Source organism: Natrinema salsiterrestre (assembly GCF_029502005.1).
Taxonomy (GTDB): Archaea; Halobacteriota; Halobacteria; order Halobacteriales; family Natrialbaceae; genus Natrinema; species Natrinema salsiterrestre.
In genome coordinates this window covers 33,072-49,954 of the sequence record NZ_JAMQOT010000010.1, presented here as the reverse complement: position 1 = coordinate 49,954, position 16,883 = coordinate 33,072, and the positions used below count along the sequence as shown (strand labels likewise).

General features: G+C 54.5%; 23 protein-coding genes. 5 read left to right on the top strand and 18 right to left on the bottom strand.

Features of this window, described 5'->3' with window-relative positions; genetic code table 11:
- Positions 1-2 precede the first annotated feature (2 nt).
- From NDI89_RS20370 to NDI89_RS20355, 4 genes are all read right to left on the bottom strand, one after another.
- Complete coding sequence (locus tag NDI89_RS20370; RefSeq protein WP_277524384.1) at positions 3-263, bottom strand: homing endonuclease associated repeat-containing protein; 261 nt, start codon at positions 261-263, stop codon at positions 3-5.
- A 216-nt stretch (positions 264-479) separates the two neighbouring features.
- Positions 480-1,346: a DNA-binding protein gene (locus NDI89_RS20365; protein ID WP_277524381.1), complete on the bottom strand. Its 867-nt coding sequence runs from the start codon at positions 1,344-1,346 to the stop codon at positions 480-482.
- Positions 1,347-1,842: 496 nt separating this feature from the next.
- Positions 1,843-2,730, bottom strand: coding sequence for a hypothetical protein (locus NDI89_RS20360; RefSeq protein WP_277524379.1), 888 nt, complete (start codon positions 2,728-2,730; stop codon positions 1,843-1,845).
- A 475-nt stretch (positions 2,731-3,205) separates the two neighbouring features.
- The gene (locus NDI89_RS20355) at positions 3,206-3,463 is read right to left on the bottom strand and encodes a HalOD1 output domain-containing protein (protein WP_277524377.1); all 258 of its coding nucleotides are present in this window, start codon (positions 3,461-3,463) and stop codon (positions 3,206-3,208) included.
- Between the two features lie 120 nt (positions 3,464-3,583).
- Here NDI89_RS20355 and NDI89_RS20350 point away from each other — a divergent pair, with 120 nt between their 5' ends.
- Entirely contained in the window at positions 3,584-3,844 is a 261-nt protein-coding gene (locus NDI89_RS20350; RefSeq protein WP_277524375.1) for a MarR family transcriptional regulator, read from the top strand.
- Positions 3,845-3,928: 84 nt separating this feature from the next.
- Here the strand turns inward: NDI89_RS20350 and NDI89_RS20345 are convergent, their stop codons facing one another.
- The 8 genes from NDI89_RS20345 to NDI89_RS20315 form a co-directional block, all read right to left on the bottom strand.
- Positions 3,929-4,099 (bottom strand): hypothetical protein, encoded by a 171-nt coding sequence (locus tag NDI89_RS20345; protein WP_277524373.1) that lies wholly within the window; start codon positions 4,097-4,099, stop codon positions 3,929-3,931.
- Positions 4,100-4,124: 25 nt separating this feature from the next.
- Positions 4,125-4,355, bottom strand: coding sequence for a DUF8150 family protein (locus NDI89_RS24155; RefSeq protein ID WP_486641802.1), 231 nt, complete (start codon positions 4,353-4,355; stop codon positions 4,125-4,127).
- 117 nt (positions 4,356-4,472) lie between these two features.
- Entirely contained in the window at positions 4,473-5,042 is a 570-nt protein-coding gene (locus NDI89_RS20340; RefSeq protein ID WP_277524371.1) for a hypothetical protein, read from the bottom strand.
- Entirely contained in the window at positions 5,039-5,404 is a 366-nt protein-coding gene (locus NDI89_RS20335) for a hypothetical protein (protein ID WP_277524370.1), read from the bottom strand. The genes NDI89_RS20340 and NDI89_RS20335 overlap by 4 nt, the downstream gene beginning before the upstream one ends.
- A gap of 85 nt (positions 5,405-5,489) precedes the next feature.
- Positions 5,490-5,828, bottom strand: a complete 339-nt coding sequence (locus tag NDI89_RS20330) for a DUF7558 family protein (protein WP_277524368.1) — start codon at positions 5,826-5,828, stop codon at positions 5,490-5,492.
- Entirely contained in the window at positions 5,828-6,118 is a 291-nt protein-coding gene (locus NDI89_RS20325; protein WP_277524367.1) for a DUF8069 family protein, read from the bottom strand. Before NDI89_RS20325 ends, NDI89_RS20330 begins: the two co-directional genes overlap by 1 nt.
- Positions 6,119-6,361: 243 nt before the next feature.
- A complete protein-coding gene (locus tag NDI89_RS20320; RefSeq protein ID WP_277524364.1) occupies positions 6,362-6,667 on the bottom strand; it encodes a hypothetical protein in 306 nt (101 codons plus the stop codon).
- A complete protein-coding gene (locus tag NDI89_RS20315) occupies positions 6,664-6,864 on the bottom strand; it encodes a hypothetical protein (RefSeq protein WP_277524362.1) in 201 nt (66 codons plus the stop codon). Before NDI89_RS20315 ends, NDI89_RS20320 begins: the two co-directional genes overlap by 4 nt.
- 493 nt (positions 6,865-7,357) lie before the next feature.
- Between NDI89_RS20315 and NDI89_RS20310 the strand changes: the two genes are divergently transcribed.
- Positions 7,358-9,415, top strand: coding sequence for a PAS domain-containing sensor histidine kinase (locus tag NDI89_RS20310; RefSeq protein WP_277524360.1), 2,058 nt, complete (start codon positions 7,358-7,360; stop codon positions 9,413-9,415).
- Positions 9,416-9,934: 519 nt separating this feature from the next.
- Here NDI89_RS20310 and NDI89_RS20305 read toward each other — a convergent pair.
- Positions 9,935-10,192 carry a hypothetical protein gene (locus NDI89_RS20305; protein ID WP_277524357.1) on the bottom strand — a complete coding sequence of 86 codons (258 nt, stop codon included), beginning with the start codon at positions 10,190-10,192 and terminating at the stop codon, positions 9,935-9,937.
- 390 nt (positions 10,193-10,582) lie between these two features.
- Here NDI89_RS20305 and ddfA point away from each other — a divergent pair, with 390 nt between their 5' ends.
- On the top strand, positions 10,583-10,849 hold the full coding sequence (ddfA, locus tag NDI89_RS20300) for a DdfA family disk-determining factor (protein WP_277524355.1): 267 nt from the start codon (positions 10,583-10,585) through the stop codon (positions 10,847-10,849).
- Positions 10,850-11,584: 735 nt separating this feature from the next.
- Here the strand turns inward: ddfA and NDI89_RS20295 are convergent.
- From NDI89_RS20295 to NDI89_RS20285, 3 genes are all read right to left on the bottom strand, one after another.
- Complete coding sequence (locus NDI89_RS20295; RefSeq protein WP_277524354.1) at positions 11,585-12,022, bottom strand: SPW repeat domain-containing protein; 438 nt, start codon at positions 12,020-12,022, stop codon at positions 11,585-11,587.
- Positions 12,023-12,480: 458 nt separating this feature from the next.
- Complete coding sequence (locus NDI89_RS20290; protein WP_277524352.1) at positions 12,481-12,651, bottom strand: hypothetical protein; 171 nt, start codon at positions 12,649-12,651, stop codon at positions 12,481-12,483.
- Positions 12,652-13,121: 470 nt separating this feature from the next.
- Positions 13,122-13,421, bottom strand: a complete 300-nt coding sequence (locus tag NDI89_RS20285; RefSeq protein ID WP_277524348.1) for a DUF7344 domain-containing protein — start codon at positions 13,419-13,421, stop codon at positions 13,122-13,124.
- Positions 13,422-13,619: 198 nt separating this feature from the next.
- Between NDI89_RS20285 and NDI89_RS20280 the strand changes: the two genes are divergently transcribed.
- Entirely contained in the window at positions 13,620-14,060 is a 441-nt protein-coding gene (locus tag NDI89_RS20280) for a response regulator (RefSeq protein WP_277524346.1), read from the top strand.
- Between the two features lie 88 nt (positions 14,061-14,148).
- On the opposite strand, the gene NDI89_RS20275 is transcribed toward NDI89_RS20280, so the two are convergent.
- On the bottom strand, positions 14,149-14,712 hold the full coding sequence (locus NDI89_RS20275; RefSeq protein WP_277524344.1) for a hypothetical protein: 564 nt from the start codon (positions 14,710-14,712) through the stop codon (positions 14,149-14,151).
- A gap of 310 nt (positions 14,713-15,022) precedes the next feature.
- On the opposite strand from NDI89_RS20275, the gene NDI89_RS20270 reads away from it, so the two are divergent.
- Positions 15,023-15,301, top strand: coding sequence for a PadR family transcriptional regulator (locus tag NDI89_RS20270; RefSeq protein ID WP_277524342.1), 279 nt, complete (start codon positions 15,023-15,025; stop codon positions 15,299-15,301).
- A gap of 526 nt (positions 15,302-15,827) precedes the next feature.
- Here NDI89_RS20270 and NDI89_RS20265 read toward each other — a convergent pair.
- Positions 15,828-16,859: a PAS domain-containing sensor histidine kinase gene (locus NDI89_RS20265; RefSeq protein ID WP_277524340.1), complete on the bottom strand. Its 1,032-nt coding sequence runs from the start codon at positions 16,857-16,859 to the stop codon at positions 15,828-15,830.
- Between the last annotated feature and the right edge of the window lie 24 nt (positions 16,860-16,883).

Genomic DNA, 16,883 nt, shown 5'->3' with positions numbered 1-16,883 from the left:
GATCATGCCCGTCTATCCAGACAGGATACGCGTAACTGTCTCCCATCGATCGATGCGGCGCTAATGGTTCCTCCCTTAGTGTCCATCTCACCCATCTCCGGCGGGCGTCCTTTCTCGGTGGCAAGCCGTTGTAGTTCGGTTATCAAGTCCTCTTCTTGGCGATCATCGCGGTGATACCACGAGATGTGTCCGGCTTTCTTGCTGCCTGATTTGAAGTCTTCCCCACAGAATTCACAAACGTACTCGTTCGTATCCTCGGACATAGCTGGTTCAAGGGCGCGATACTGTCACACCGCCCCCCTCCGGGCGCAAAACAAACCGTACCGATTCGCTCGCGTGATTTTCGATCTGATGTACAGCTCGTGGAGCGTCAGCTCAAGGTCATGGCTGCGTGCGCAGCGAAGCGAGCACGGAGCGGAGGGTAGGGTGGCGGGGTCTGGGTCGGCCCGGCCCGTAAAAAAAGAAGGCTGCTCGACTGGCTATGCTTCCCACCAGCGGCCGCGCTCTGGGAAGTGGATATCTGACCACCCGGTCAGCGCGATTGAGCACCGGCCTTCGTACCAGTTTTTGGCTGCCGCCCGGAACCGGACCGTTTCGCCTTCCTGCATCTCCGTCTGGTTGCTCTTGTTCCAAACGGTGAACTTGATTCTCCCACTGTCATCCGCTATAAGCCCGACTTGCTGGATGCTCGTTGAGGAAGGCTCCCAGAGCGTCTCGATGGTTCCTTCGACCGTCACCTCTCCGACCGGGACGTCCGGCACATCCGCGATAGGTACGATCGCCCCCGGCGCCGCCTTCAACTCCTCGAGAGTCTCCAACACCGCCTTCGTGACGTCCCGACCGCGCTGCACCTTCTCGGCCAGCTGCTTTGCGACGACCGCTCTCGACCAACCGCCCTTCACCTCGTCGCTGATCCGCATCGCTTGCTCGTTGACCGCCGCGAGTTCGTCTTGCGTCAGCTTCTCTCGGGGATCCGTCCGCTCCGCCGACGCCGGCTCATCACGGCCACACAGCTTGCTGACGACCTCTCGCGTGCGCTGCTCCCGACCGTCCTGCGTTCCTAGCTCGGCCTGGGCACTGATGCGCTCCAGTTCGGCTTCCCGCGCCCGAATGCGCTCCTCCTGCTCGAGGGTGACACCGTGAATCCGGTCATTGCTCGTGTCCGAGATCCCGTCTGGGTGGTTCGCATCCACCTTGGCCTGCGTCTCCTGCTCGACCGCCGCCTCGAACTCCGGCGTCTCGTCGACGACCGGGAAGCCGTCTTCATTAACCGCCTGCTCGCCCGCTTTCTCGAAAGCCTGTTCATCGACCGAAACGACCTTTCCGCTAGCGTTGTTACTGGACATTGGAATCTCACCAGATTCCGAAGGCGCTCACGCGCCGACTCCGCGATGCTCCAACATCGCGGTTTTCCGACGACACTACCGACAGAACCATCTGCGCGCTCTCGCTCGCGCCTTCGCGAGCGCCCTACCGGGCGCGAGCGAGAGCGCGCCTGCATGAGGTGGCCCCAACTAGCACCGCGCGCCGACCCGCCCGGAGCGAGCGGCCAGCGCATTCCCCGTTCGCCGCGACGCAACCACGTCCGTCGCGGTCGGCTTTGCCGAGGTCCGCAGGATCCGAACGGGTGAAGCGCTGGCGTCGAGGGCACATACACTTTAGCCCGGCAGTCCGCCCGCTACTGCAGGCAGACCGCCCGGAATGGTCGGTCGCGAGCGACGCGGAGGGCGGCAGCGGTGAGCGGTGCGTTCCGTTGCGTTTACAGCAAAAATCGGACCTGTCTCAGATGCCTCGTTTACCGGACTACTCTTTCATATCGGGGTCTACACTACCAGAAAATAATCAACTGATGGACCAATTCTCTATCCATTCTCTTGTTTCCCATATAGTGTACCCAATCCAGTCTGATTCTTCTGCTATCTTCTTGATATCGCTCTGTGCCAGCTCATCAGCCTCAGCTTCAGAGAGCGGAGTGACTTCTACATCTTCTTCAGACACTTCTTCAGAGGCTTCTACAACTTCTTCAGACACTCCTTCGACTGCCCCATCAATAGCAGCTCCAAAGGATTTGGTGTAAATAATTCTCACCCCCCAATGGGCCACACTTAGTAGTCGAGAATATGCGGACCATCCAATTTTTGGGCCGATTCTGTGGATAAGTATACTATTTATTGTGCCTACACTGCCGTATGAGAAACTGTATGCAGCACCCACTCCAGTTGCGAGCAACAAGACCTCAACAATAACGAGTGCTATGCTTTTCAAAAAATTGACGTAGGTACTCTGTTTTACCGATTCATCTACTTCAAGCCGGCTGTGTATCTGGCACCCGGAATCACAAACTCCCTTGACACTCCAAACAAGAGGAATGAATTTGGCTCCAGTCCGAGCATCTTCAGCTATGTCTGCTACCTCTTCCATCCGTTCAGCTACAGTATCCGAAAATGCATCAAATCCGCTAATAAAGTATACAATTTCGCTTGCATAGTCCAGAATCCCTTCGTATGCAGTTGCTGAGTCCTGTAGCTCGTCCCATGCGAGGTCTTGGAATTGGGCAAGAAACCCAGGCTCCTCAGGCGTTTCTTCCCCAATATCTTGGATTTCACCATATGCATAGCAGACAAGATCGAGGGCATCCATCAATTCTTCTTCAAACTCTTCTATACTCCAGCCGGTGTCGAGAAAATCGGTGACTATGTATCTGAGAGCCCCAGAGAGTTCCTCTGGCACCTCAATCGTAGTCCATTGCTGGAAAACGTGACCGCCTACTGCCGTCGTCCCGGACGACTTCAGAAACTCACGCCGTCTCATCTGCTGAACAATACCAGCCCCTGTCAAATAAATGTGTGAACAGAGATGGATTTGCGTGTATCTTTATCAGCACTTAATAGCAGTGGACCACGCTCATGACAGTGAATCCCGTGAACAAGCGGAGGGCGGCAACGGCGAGCGGGGCGGGCGGTTACACGCACCACTTGAACAGCTAGACGCGTCGCTCGGCAACCACCACCATCCTGGCGGACTCAGAAAGGGCGAGGCTGCCCCGGCCGGCTCCCAACCCCGCAAGCACAGCAGGAACGAGGCGCGCAGCGGCGTCCTCGTGAGCGAAGCGAACAAGGGCCAGCAAGAAGGGGTCTCGCACGGTCGCGGGATGTCAAGCAGCCGCAGGCTTTCAGGAATGTTTTGCGCGTCGACCGTGATCTCGCTACTGATCCGTTGAGCAGGGTTCTTCGTCGATCAGGACATCGACGCTTTCCGGCGTCACTGCGAGCCGAATTCCTTCTACCGTGAACTGTACTTCGACGTTCCCATTCGAGGAGTGCATGATCCCCTCAAGCGCCTCGACGTCGACGGTATCGTACAGGTGATACTCGTCCCGATCTAGCCCACACGCTTCGAGTGTTTCGATGATGTCGACCAAGAGATTCGACGCTACTCCAGGCCCAGCCGCTGATGAGGTCATTGAACACTTAGATATTGATATCTCCGACGCTTAAACGATTTGAAGTCAACTATAGTTGCTTGAAGCTTTTTCAGTTGACTTAGCGCGTCTGGAATATCGTTGGCGCAACCAGAGGCGAGTATGCGCTTTGACGCCGACTGGATGTCGCGCGCCGACGACCGCATTCTGGAGCATCTTGCTGAGGAGGGTCCAGACACTCCCAAGGAGATGGCTGACAGTGATCGCGTGCGATTCTCACGGCAACACATCAACGCCCGCTGCAAGACACTCGTTACATACGGACTCCTCGTCCACCTCGGGAACGGTGTCTACGATATCACCCGTGAGGGGGAGCAGTACCTTACCGGTGAGCTCGATGCTCGCAACCTCGAGACTGAATGAATTCAGCTGGCGACAACCTCGGCCGGCGAATAATCGGTCGCCAATTATGAACCTCCACACATGGTTCCGAAAAAGCGGGCGTGCTCACTCGTTCTCGAGTACTGCGTAGATCTCCGCGTGGCGACGTCCGTCAAGCTTCCCCATTTCGAGGGCGATTTCGAGACGTTTAGCGTTGCTCTCTGCCGCGTAGTACCGCTCGTACAGCTGGCGGACCTCGTCAGCGTCTGACCCTGCTGGAGTAGTATCCAAGGTCATTGCTGTCGCAGCGCCCCCTAGGCAGTCACCGATCGCCCAACCGATTTCGAGCAGCCGCAAACTGAACAGGATCAGTGTCGCCAGCCGCAGCCATCTCATTCGCCGACTGGAGCTGGGAGTCAATAAGGCGATTCTGCTGGCGTGACCACTCACGATCGTCGTGCGTCCGAACGTACTCGGCCCAGCGCTTGATCATGGCACGCCGTCGCCCCGTGTTCTGGCGTTGATCGTCCTCAAACTTCTGTGAGTTCCGCATAGTAGCCCTCTACTTCAAGATCTGTAACGTACGTTTGAGCTTCTCTATGTTAAATCGTCCTTCAAAGGACAAATACAGTTTTTCCATCCAGATACGTCGGCAGATTTGATTGGTGCCTTACTCGAGGCGGTCTCGCAGCTGGGCAACGTAGGGACTGTTTCCCCAACTCCGGTGTGGACTAATCGTTGCCAATAGCGTTCGAGCTTCGTCGTCGGTCATATAACCGTTCCGGGCGTAGTCACAGATGAGCCGCGGCGTCGGGACGATTCGCGGCCCCTGCAATACCGCGTGGATGAGCGGGAAGTTCGTCCCGCCGAACTCGTCGGTGAGGAAACCGTCGACGTCGAGCGCGTTCGCGAGAACGATCCCATCGGTTTCACCGTCGTCGAGGCCGTACGTTGGCCGCGAGTCCGGAGTTTCGTCACCCTTGTAGGGATCCTCGACAGTGTAATGATTGCGAGCCGCCAGGACGTTCGTCGCTGCAGCGCTGTGGATATCCTGATACTGGGTGAGCTCTTGGAGCTCTGTGAGGACCTCCGGCGGGACGAATACGTCGCACGAGGTGAGCAGATACTGAAGGGGGTCTGGGGCGGTACCAGTATCGTACGCCGCGTCGGCGCGGGGCACAGCCAAACTGACCAGCGCGCTCGTGTCGGCAACAACCGTCTGCAGTCGCCGGCCTGTCATCGCTTGTCGTCAGCGGTGTCGACCGTCGCCGTGTCGTCGCCGTAGATGTCGACGTCGTCAGGGGCGCCAAGATCCAGCGGCTCGTCCTCGAGGTCCGCTTTGAGAAGGCGGAGCCGCTGGGCGGTTTCAGTGCCGACTAACTGCTTGACGGTCTCGAACTCGAGCTGGTCGTCGTAGTATTTCGTCGCGACGAGTTCCTGGAACGTCTCGCTGTCAGCCGTCTCTTCGAGGTACTCGCGAATCGCTTTGACGAGCAGATCTGTCCGATCTGTGTCGAAGAGTTCGGCGACCGCGTCGAGACGTTCGACCAAGTACTGTGGGGATTGGAAGTGAACCCGTCGCGGCTCGTCACTTGCGCTCATTCTATGTGTGTATTCTGCACATGAGATGATAACCGTTTCGGAGAATGCACACAGCTTGCACATTGATATCCGTCACTCTCAGGGATCAATCATGACTCGCGGTGACGATGAGATGCTCCTCGAGGTCGCGCGTCCAGTACGTCGCGAGGCCACCCGGGCTACAGCGGGCGCACAGCTGTACCTGGCCTTCCAGATGGCTGAATTCAACTCGGAACCGCGTGAGCGCTGCGAGCGTGTCGACGACCAGCCCACAGCCGTCACAGGCGACGTGATCGCGCTCGTCTGGATCCGGCTCCGTCTGGATGGCACAATCGACGCAGATCGGGTGGGTGACCCGCTCGTCCTGCCCCCAAGTGTGCGCCTCGCCAGTCTCGGTACCGGGTGGGGCATCGCAGAAGGCACAGCCGACGAGGGTTTGCTGCATCACTCTCCCTCCGAGTCGGTGTCGCGTACGGCCGTCCAGCCCCGGTGGAAGACGGCCAACTGCGTCGTGGAGTCGAACGCGGCGCCGCTCGGCTCGTGAACCAGAACGCGGTCCTCGGGAATCGGAGTAACGACGTCCGCGTCGATGAGCTCGCTGACCAGGTGCTGGGCCGTCGCATCGTCGACGTCCGCCGTCGTGACACTGGTGGCGTCGCGGTCCTGAGCGAGCAGCGTTCGCTCGAACTGTTCATAGTCGGCACTCGTATCGTCGCGAGGATTGGGATTAGCCATGGTGAACCGTGCTGGGCACGCGAGAGCGCGCCTCGCGCCTCACGGCGCCGACAGACTCATCGTCAGTAGCAGATAGGGTAATGAGGTAGAGCCCAAATGCTGAGAGTATTAACCAACGATTTGAGATAACTCTCGGTATCGTTGGTTAAGGACAGGTCCTCTTCCACAGAACTGTAGAAAAGAACACAAGCCCAGAGAGACAGGGACCGACCTCCAAGAAGCGGCTACGCTACGTACGGTGACTTAGTCCCCACCACTGCAGTGCTCAGAATCGAGCCGAACATACGCGTCTGCAGTGGCGCGTAGTTCGGTGAGTGACCTGTTGAGCGTCAGTGGCTCGGGAAGGTGTTCGTTGATCTCTCTAAGAGCCTGGTTGGCCTCGAGGAGTGCCTCATACAGATCGCCACCGTGAATCTGCGTACCATCCACGGCGCCACGTTCTGGGTGATTTTTCTGATCACCGTCCTCCGAGTCGGGAACCGGATCGTCGACACCGAGAGCCCGGTCGAACTCAGGAGCCTCCTGTGGATCGGGCACCTCTGGCGTCATCGATCGAGTACCTCGACGTCGGGATTCGCACCGGCTGGACCAGCGACCGCTTTCGCACGCTCGAGTTCGCGACACTCTCGCTTGGCCTGTCGTCCGAGGGTGTCTGCCCGACGACAGCGGTCAATTCTCCCGTCATCTCCGATATCGTTGTCATCGATCGTGAAGCGCTTGCCGCGGTGGTCGATCTGCCCGAGCATCAGGGTATAGCCTCCTGAGCCGCATCTCGAGCGTCCGCCTGCAGGTGTTCGTATCGGACCTCACAGCTGTCCGAACAGAATCAGCGAGCGTATCCTGCCTGATCGCGAGTGGGTGCCGAACAACCCGGCATCCGACACGCGTTGCGGTTGGTCATCTGGCGATACCTCGCTTCAGGAACTGAGTCGTTTCCGCGTCTGGCGACGCTGTTGTTGCATCAGTTGTTCGCATGGATTGCTACGGCGGGCTTCAGTCGGGCCCCCGCACCCCTCCTGGGGGCGACAAACCATCTCAAGCGGACGACCAGTTCAACTCACAGTTGCTCAATAGATATTACAGCTGTGTATTGACTGCCAGGGAATTTCCTAATATCTGAAAATATCTAGAAAGTCGTACCAAATACATAGTGGGTTTTCACACTATAACGGGATAGATGTGGAAGCCATTGTTTGGGAACGCCAAGCGCTTATGGGTTCACGATGAGATTCGAAGGTAATGGGATCTCAGGGGCCAACACAGAACGTGACGAGAGACGATATCCGGAGGTTCCTCAGTCAAACACCCTGCCCGTCGACGCCATTCTTTACTGAGGAGATCTCGGAAGCACTGGAGTGCCCCCCGCAAGTCGTCAAGTGCTGTCTGGAAGAGCTCGTCGACCGAGGGGAGATTCGAACCAAGCAAGGAAACGGTTCGGACAGGGTCTGGTGGAAACCCCAGAGACAGCTATCGAGTAGCCGGCAGCCGGGTGAAGAACAGTTCCGGGCCTTCGTGAGTGCCGTCACGGATTACGCCATCTTCTTGCTCGGTCCCGACGGCAACATCGTGAGCTGGAACGAGGGAGCCGATCGGATCAAAGGTTACTCAGAAGACGAAATCCTGGGCAAACACTTTTCGACGTTCTACACTGACGAGGACATCGCCGATGACGTACCGGAGCAGAACCTTGAGGATGTAGTGGCAGATGGCCGGATCGAAGATGAGGGGTGGCGGGTCCGTGCAGACGGCTCGCGGTTCTGGGCGAACGTGACGCTCACCGCTATCCGGGACGACGAGGGAGAACTCCGGGGATTCACGAAGGTCACACGAGACATGACTGACCGCCGCGAGTACGAGCAACAACTAGAGGAACAGGCCGAGAAGCTCGAACGGCAGCGGGACGAACTCGAGGCGGAACGTGATGAAATCTTTAAGCGAGTCGACGAGGCGTTCATGGCCCTCGACAATGAGTGGAATATCACCTACGTCAACGACCAGACTGCCGACTTGGTCCAGTTGCCCCCGGAGGAACTCCTGGGGGCTCGTGTCTGGGATGTTCTCTACGAGATCGCCGATGAACACCCCCGCGAGATGGCCGAGGAAGCAATGGCGGCTAATGAACCGCTGGAGCTAGAGTATTTTTCGAATGTACTTGATATCTGGGTGGAGGTCCGAGGGTACCCCATCGAGTCGGGAATGTCTGTTTACTTTCGAGACATCACTGGCCGCAAAGAGCGCGAACGTGAACTTCAGCATGTCCGAGAACGGATGGAGTTCGCGCTCAATGCCACCGACGCGGTCGTCTGGGACTGGAACGTCGACGAGGACCGGGCGTCGTTTTACCCCTCGGCGGAGTCGCTTTACGGAACGACCGTCGAGACATGGGAGGACTTCGTCGAGGTGATCCATCCGGAGGATAGACAGACGGTACGAGAGGGTATCGAGAAGGCCCTCGAGACGGGCGAGCCGAAATCCGAAGAGATTCGCATTGTCCGGGACGGGGAGGTGCGATGGATCGAAGCTCCCGGTTATCCGATCCAGGACGATGACGGTCCAACGCGGGTGATCGGCGTCGCTCGTGACATTACCGAACAGAAGACCTACGAGCGAAAGCTCGAAGAGTCGAATGAACGACTCGAACAGTTCGCCTACGCCGCCTCCCACGATCTTCAGGAACCACTACGGATGGTCTCCAGTTATCTCCAGTTGATTGAGCACCGGTACGTCGACGATCTCGATGAGGACGGCCGCGAGTTCATCGAGTTCGCCGTCGACGGGGCAGAACGGATGCGTGCGATGATTGACGGACTTCTCGAGTACTCGCGTGTCGAGACAGAGGGAGAGCCATTTGAACCTGTTGACCTGAATGACGTCCTTGAAAACGTGATGGCTGATCTCCAGATCCCGATCGAGGAGCATGACGCGGAGATTACAGTCGAGGAACTCCCGACGGTCGAGGGCGACGCCAGTCAGCTCCGTCAGCTGTTCCAGAACCTGCTCAAGAACGCTATCGAGTACAGCGGCGACGAACCGCCCCACGCCAACGTTTCGGCCACGGGGTCCGGTGACGAATGGACCCTATCGGTCACCGACGAGGGCATCGGGATCGATCCCGAGAATCAAGAGCGCATCTTCGAGGTGTTCGAGCGGCTCCACACCCAGGAAGAACACGCCGGCACAGGGATCGGACTCGCGCTGTGTAAGCGAATTGTTGAGCGCCACGGGGGCGAGATCTGGGTCGACTCGACACCGAGTGGTGGCGCGAGGTTCTCTTTGACGCTTCAGAACCCACAGTGAATCGCCTGCTCCGGGGGGATCTGAACAGCCCAGAGATTACGCTTTAATGAACGCTCTCTATGGGCCCTGTGTGAAGTACCCGCACGCGGTGGCGCGGGCCTTCGCCGTTTGCCCTCTCCTAATAGGAAGCGTAACGGTGGCAGGTGAATTTAATTCCCTCCACACTTCCTGAACAGGTCGTGTAGGAGCAGTAACACACAAACACGCCGTAAATCCTACCGCACTAGAGGACGTCTAGTGCCGCCGTAGGTGGCGTGTCCGTGGAGTTCGGCGGCTTCACCACCGCCCGACACAGCCCGGCGCAACCCTGGCGGGTGTTTTGCGAGGCAGATAACGTGGCTCCCGTGCTGTAAATATGCTTCTGCAATGACTTGAACACATGGATTGTGCAGCAAAGCGTACCCGCTTGACCCCCACCCACAGTGGGGCGGGGAACTCGTGCTGCTTTCCGTTTAGATTTACCCCTGACGAGCTGTCGATCAGGTGTTTGCATCGCCAGTGTTGTCGTGGTTTATTCGATCAAGGTTCAGGCCCTTCACGAATCGGTGCGTCGATCATCTCGGTTCGTATTTCAAATTCAGCGTCGGCATTCCGTTTATCATCGGCTCTGAGTGCATCGACCGCTTCGTAAGGCTCAATTCCGTACTTCGAAAGGTGATTGACCGCGAGTTGCCAGGATCGCGCATCCAGACGTGGAGTGTCTCTCTGCCGCCGATACGAAAACTCGGCTAAGGCGACGGCAGTGAGGAGATCATCGCGATGCTGGTCAGTGAACATTGCCTCTGACTATTTGTATGGATAGTGATAAAGTCCTGATACTGCACAGAAACGCTGACGGGGGGAGGGAGTGCCAGCGTTGGTTCCCCCTGTCAATGGGTGTTCGACTGGGGGTGATGGTCCGGAACCGAGTGACAATATGGCAATTGGCGTCGGTGGACCGATTTGAGGTGGCGAGTTCTGGTGATGTCTCGAAGCGGATCGAATTCTGACTGCGTGATCAGATCCTCAATCCCTCGCCAACTCTGTTTCACATGTGTTGATAAGTAAGCTTATTGCCCATATAGTATGGTAACACCGTTGTCACCCGATGTAAATCCTCTTTAGAATATGTCCTATGGAAATTCTAAGGCCGACAGTTTTTAATAGACTACTGTGGGACGAGGTGGTATGCTTGGAGACTCCGGGGTAAAACGGGGCGTATCTACCAAGATAATCGAACATATTGCAAAAATGGAGGGAACTGAGCCAGTAAAGCTTCCACCTCTCTACGAGGCAATCGATCCAGATGCACTCGAGCGGCTTTTTGCGTCAAAAAAAGATGGAGCAGAGCGGTCGGGACGAGTCGAGTTCCAATATAATGGCTATACGGTGATCGCTGAGTTTGATGAGGAATTACGGATTACAACCGAAGAAATCGCTTCGGTATTTGATTAACCGACATCGTCTGGGCAGGCAGATATGTGTGGGGCGTTCGTATCATCCGCATAGTACTCGCTAACCATTCGACCTAGAGGTCGGTCTTCCTCAGCACTCGAGTACCTCGTCGGCACTCTCGAATGGTGGTGGCTTCGGCTTTAGTTCTCAAGTAGGACCAGCAGGGCATGTTTGGGGGGAGGATGTCCGGGGGGAGGGAGCATCGATGTGGTGCCCTGCTGTACCTCTACCTTGAGGTGTGGAGATGATATTAGTATCTCCAATGCTATTTGGCTCCTCGAGCGAAGTTCCGGGAAAGTTGGTGATCAACTCATCTAGCATCGTCTCTTTCATCTTCTGGATTTGCTGGAACTCTGCAACGCCGGGATCGTCATTATCGGGGTGGACGTCTGGCGACGCTGTTGCTACACCAGTTGTTCGCATGGATTGCTGCGGTGGGCTTCAGTCGAGCCCCCGTACCCCTCTAGGGGCAAGAAACTATATTGAGCGAATGACCAGTTTAACTGTAATTCATTAGTAGATAGTAGCACTATTTCTTTATTTAGAATTGGTTCTGAAACCGAATTTCCTGATTCGACAACTACAGATGCGTAGTGAGCAGTAGTTCCATTAGATTAGGTATAGAAAGAAGAGGGTTTGACAGAGCTGAAACAGCATAGTCTCTCTACATTCTCTTCGTCGTCAAGAATATCGAATACGTTCTCCCCTCTCCGGGATGGAAACTGGTAATTTTATTTAGGCGCGAGCGGGGGCGCGTTCGGAGGTATCAGCCTTGCTATTGGCATAGGCATTGTAGGCTGAGAGGGCAGCTGCGATCAGTCCGCCAGCGGCGGTGGCCATTGCGAGTTCACTGCTTCCCATCTCGATAACCGCTGGTGAGACGAGCGCCCAGAGTCCGAGTAGCGTGGCCAGCGAGGCGACGCCGACGCTCGCCAGCCGGTCACGCGACAGGCGGACGAAGTTATAGCCGGAGAGCAGGAAGATCGCCGTCCCTGTGAGGGTGTCGTTCCAGATTGCCGCCTCCGTGGACTCAAATATGAACGGGTAGGCGACGAGTCCCAGTCCGGCTAAGGCGACGATCGCGCTCACCCACTGCATCGTGTCCGTGTTGAGGGTATCTCTGTTCCGAGTAGACGCAGCATCGCGGCCCGTTTCAGTGTTGGTGTTGCTCATGATCTACACCCACCATACTCATCCACGGGAGAAAACGGCAGAGCCAACACACACTGGTCATTATCGCCTTATAAATCGCCTATTCTGAGTATTGCCGCTGAGCGGTAACTCCGTGTGCGAACTGATCACTGATTCACTATCTCTCTATCTTCATAGAAGGGGTATAACTCAGATCGTCACACAAAGTATAGTCGAGATGGTTGAAGACGAGGAGAATCAACGGGCAGCGGCAGTGTGTGAGAACTGCGGGACTGCTCACGCAGTACGTCTCGGTCCCGACGGCGAAATACAGCCAATTGGGTGCGGATTGGATACCAGCTGCACATGCGAGAATGGAGATCTTCGTATCCTTAGTAACGATACGGCTGTTCTTGAAGACGTAGACATATGAAATATCTTTGATTGAGTGAAACGGCTGCTTAAAGAGAAATATCCGCGTCAGTATCGAAGTAGCGCATTTATCCAACCTCTTCTTCAGAGATATCAACTGAGCGGTAGATCTTTGATCGCAATTTAGATGCCCGCTCTTTTCCAATTATCTCATTATCTTCAAGTTCGTCTACAATCTCAACTATTGCATCGCAGAGTTGTTCCGGGTTGTCGATGCGAGTTTCAGATTCGTCACCCATATGCTGTCGTACACATCAAGTGTATTCAACAAGGGGGATAGCCGTCCAGTATCTCTTGCCAAAAAGGAGAGAATTTGATACATCAACCGAACAATTCTCAGATGCGATATTCACAATCAGACTGCTGACTTCCTTCGCTGAGACACTGGAACTCTGTCACTTGTAGTGAATATTCCACCCTTCTTCGATGGGCTTGCTTTTTCGAGGGGAGACCTTTTGACGATAGTGGCCTCCATTACATATTGTCTCGAGAATTATAGTTGAAAGCAGCCGTGTCTAAGTCACTCCCGAGATAGGTGAATGAGCTCCACTCTCGCGGGCGGCTCATTCTTTTGCGAAACGATAGGTGAGTTACCTGTCTTACCGCTAGTTCACAATCTCCTGCCCGACCCCACTCTGATTCTCGGACACAGTGTTTCCGGTAACTATGTCTGCGTACTGAACACCAGCAGATAGGCTTACATGTCCCTTCAGATCCGATTCTCAGGCAATTCATCAGCGTGACTATCAAGAAGTTCAAGAAGGGGCCTTATTTCATCAAATTTGGGCCTCTTTCTCACCTCACCTGTATCTTGATTCCAAACGATGTAATCGCCCTCTGCCAATCGAGGAAGATGATTGTGATATAACTGTATTTCCGACTCTTCCGTACAATTCTCAGTAGGGTCTGCTATTGTTACACCACCATCTGCTTGTACAGAACGGCCATGTAATTCGAGAAGAGTTTGGCGACGCTGGCCGTTTGATACTATTCTGAGGAACTCGTCCATACGCCTGCAACAAGCCGCGAAGCCGAAAAGATAGTGCCAACAGGTTTTGGGGTTTTCTGCTTGGACGGTGTCTAAGCTTTCTGTACTAATTGATAACTACTGGGTCGAGTGGACGATTGTATCGGAAATAGGAGAAGTGAAATACGACACAAGCCACTCGCCGAATCCCTTATACGCGTTAACCTGAATCGTCATACTATGGATAGTGGGCTTTCAGAGGCTGAAATACTATTGGTAGAAGACAATCCGGGTGATGTTCGCCTCATTGAAGAAGCCTTCTCGGAGGGCAACGTCGCAACCAAACTCAACGCCGTCACCGATGGGCAAGCAGCACTCAACTTCATTCATCGACGCGAAGAGTACGAAGACGCTCCCCGACCGGACATTGTACTACTCGACCTAAACTTGCCGAGAGTGGACGGTGAGGACGTTCTACACGAGATTAAACATCACCCGAAACTGGATCACGTCCCGGTGATAATCCTGACTGGGCTGGATGAAGACCTGATCGAATCCCATGACCTCGATCACGATGCGGACGAAGATGCAGTCCTGAAAAAACCGGTCGATCCCGGCGAGTTCGTCGAGGTAATTCGATCGTTTGACCAGTTCCGGTTAGCAGTTATGCGAGAAGACTGATTCGGGCTTCTGCGGTAACTGCTTGTCCTGTACTGAGCGCGAGTTTCCTGACCAACACTGGATAAAGAAATAGTCTTGCTAACTACTGTTATCGATTGAACGTCCCATCTGGAGCGGGGATGATCCCAGTTCGGATCTCGAGATCAACACGTCTGAGATGCTTACAACCACCGGTGGGCTGGCGTTGTTTCCAATCTGGGCAGGTACACGTCTCCGTCTCAACGTTAACCTCGTAGGTGTTCCCGCTCTCGCTGACGACCTCGTAGATGGAGCCCACCCTGGCGAACCGGACGTCCATCTCCTCGCTTAATGCACGCCGGGTTCGCGAATCCTCGATCGAGTAGCCACCTGCCTCGAGTAGAGTTGGTGGGTCTGGCGTCTCACAGTGATCGATGAACTCATCACGACGATTTCGTTCTTGACCGCAGTTCCGGCAGCGCCAGTACCGAGTGCGGTACTCAAAACCATCGGTGAGGTCAATCTCGTACGGTGTTGGCTCCGTGCCTGGCAGCCACTCGTCGATGGCGACGAGTTCGTGCTCGTTCAGTCGAGCGATGTCGCCGGAATAGCGTTGCTCTCGGTCACTGGTGTTATTACAATCATGTTGGTAGTCCTGGTGTTGCTCGCTTTGGATCGGTCGATCTGTACTCATGGGTGCTCTCGAGGTACGCGTGGACGCGCCTCACCCGTCAGGCGCGAAAAAACCAGCTTTGAGAGCGGATTGTCGGTGGAGGAGAGCGGTTTCTGACTGGAACGAGCGGTCTCTGTTCTTTCGGATTCACTCCTCGAGGCCGTTCTACGAATGAGGTTTTACTATCCATCGTGGGATATTCGTAAACAGATCGATAGTGGTGACTGTGTGACCATGTATCTGAGACTCTCGCTGTAAAACAATTGAAAACTAATAACTCTACATCAGAGATAGGTGGGGCTTTATGCGACTACTCAAAGAGTCCAATAGTATGTACGATCTTACTGGGTTTCAGCGGGATTTGCTATACGTGATCGCCGGTCAAGAAGAGCCACACGGCCTTGCCATCAAAGACGAACTCGAAGACTATTACGAGAAAGAAATCCACCATGGACGGCTTTACCCGAATCTAGACGAGATCGTAGACAAAGGACTGGTTGAAAAAGGTGAGAAGGACCAGCGGACAAACGTCTACTCGATCACTGCTCGCGGCACTCGAGAACTCGAAGCTCGCCGAGACTGGGAAAACCAATATGTTGACTTAGAGTAGCCGATTATCAATTTCTATAATTGTTTTCAGAGATTGTTATCCACCATTTCTAATACTACCAAACGGCCAATAGGTTGATACCAGTTGTGTTCTAAGAACCAGCTGGCGGGGGGAAAGACCAGTCAACACCCATCGACTGTTCGACACGAGACATACAACCTCGCTGCGCTGAGATCGCTCCAACGTGAAGACAATAGCCATATTGTCACCCGGTCTCAGAACCACCACGGTTGACACACCACCGTAGGGACATGAATGCCGACATCCCCTGTCGGCGTTTTCTAGAGCACGTAGGGTTATCCAAGAAGCCGCGGCCAACGCTGGGGATGCAGCTATCCAATCAACAGAGGGATCATCAGATGGCCGTCGCACTGACCGAATTGGTTCTATTGGAAATTTTAAAATTTGACACAATTCTAACGATCTATGGCAAGTACAGGATTCAGATATCCTATTGGTTGTCACATAGAACCGCTGTTCAGTACAGACGAACCAACTCCTAAAAATTCATACTAGCCTATATCGTTTAATTGCTGTTTATACTGGAAGGGATACCAGAGATCTCAATACGTGTCCCATTTTCACGGCCTTCAAGTATAGCAAAAGACCAGTCATGTGCGATCACAATCGCTCGAACGATTGCTAGTCCCAATCCCGTTTTCGAATCGCGAGAGACGTCACGCTCCTGTAATTGGTCGCGTTTGGCGGCTGGAATCCCTGAGCCATTATCTTCAATGTATATTCCGTCAGTAGTCGTTCCTACCCAGACGGTCACTGATGATCCACCGTGTTCAACGGCGTTCCGAAATAGGTTTGCAAACAGTTGGTGGAGAAGCTGTTTATCGGCCATAAATGAACGTGTTGCTTCGATCTCCAGCGACGCATTGGCTGTTGGAGTTTGTGCCCACGCATCCATAGCGGTATCTTCCAATGATACTTGAGTCAAATCATCAATGCTTTGCGTGCGAGCGAATTTGAGGGTTGTGTCAATTAGTTCTGCCATCCGGTCTGCGCTTTCTTGAATAGCTGTGACTGTCTCCGTGTCTACATCCTGGGTGGAAAGCTCCTCGGCGTAGCCATGAATAATGCTGAGCGGATTGCGGAGATCATGTGAGAGGATACTAACGATGGTTTCTAACTGGTCCGTTCGAGTTTTTCGTTGAAGTTCTGCCTCCTTACGGGCAGTGATATCTATGTGAGTGACAATAGCATATCGTGCATTATCATAGGTAACTGCTGTTGCTTCAAGAAGAAACCAGCGCTGACCGTCAGGTGGATGGCACGGGTATTCCAGTTGGAAGTTGTTTTGATCACCCGCTAATAAAGCACTAAGGGCATTTGCAACAGCGGTAGCGATCGGATCATTCGATCTGTGACATATAGATAGGTAATTTTCTTCGACCCAATAGGAATCGTGTGTACCACTATTATTATCCCCAAATGCTTTCCATTTTTCGTTAACGAATAGTATCTCTCCTGTCGTATCTATCAAAGCAACCTCAAATGGCAGTGCCTCAAACGCAACTTGGAGTAAGTCAGAGTCAACTACGGAATACACTCTCAGTTAAGAGAACTGCCAGTG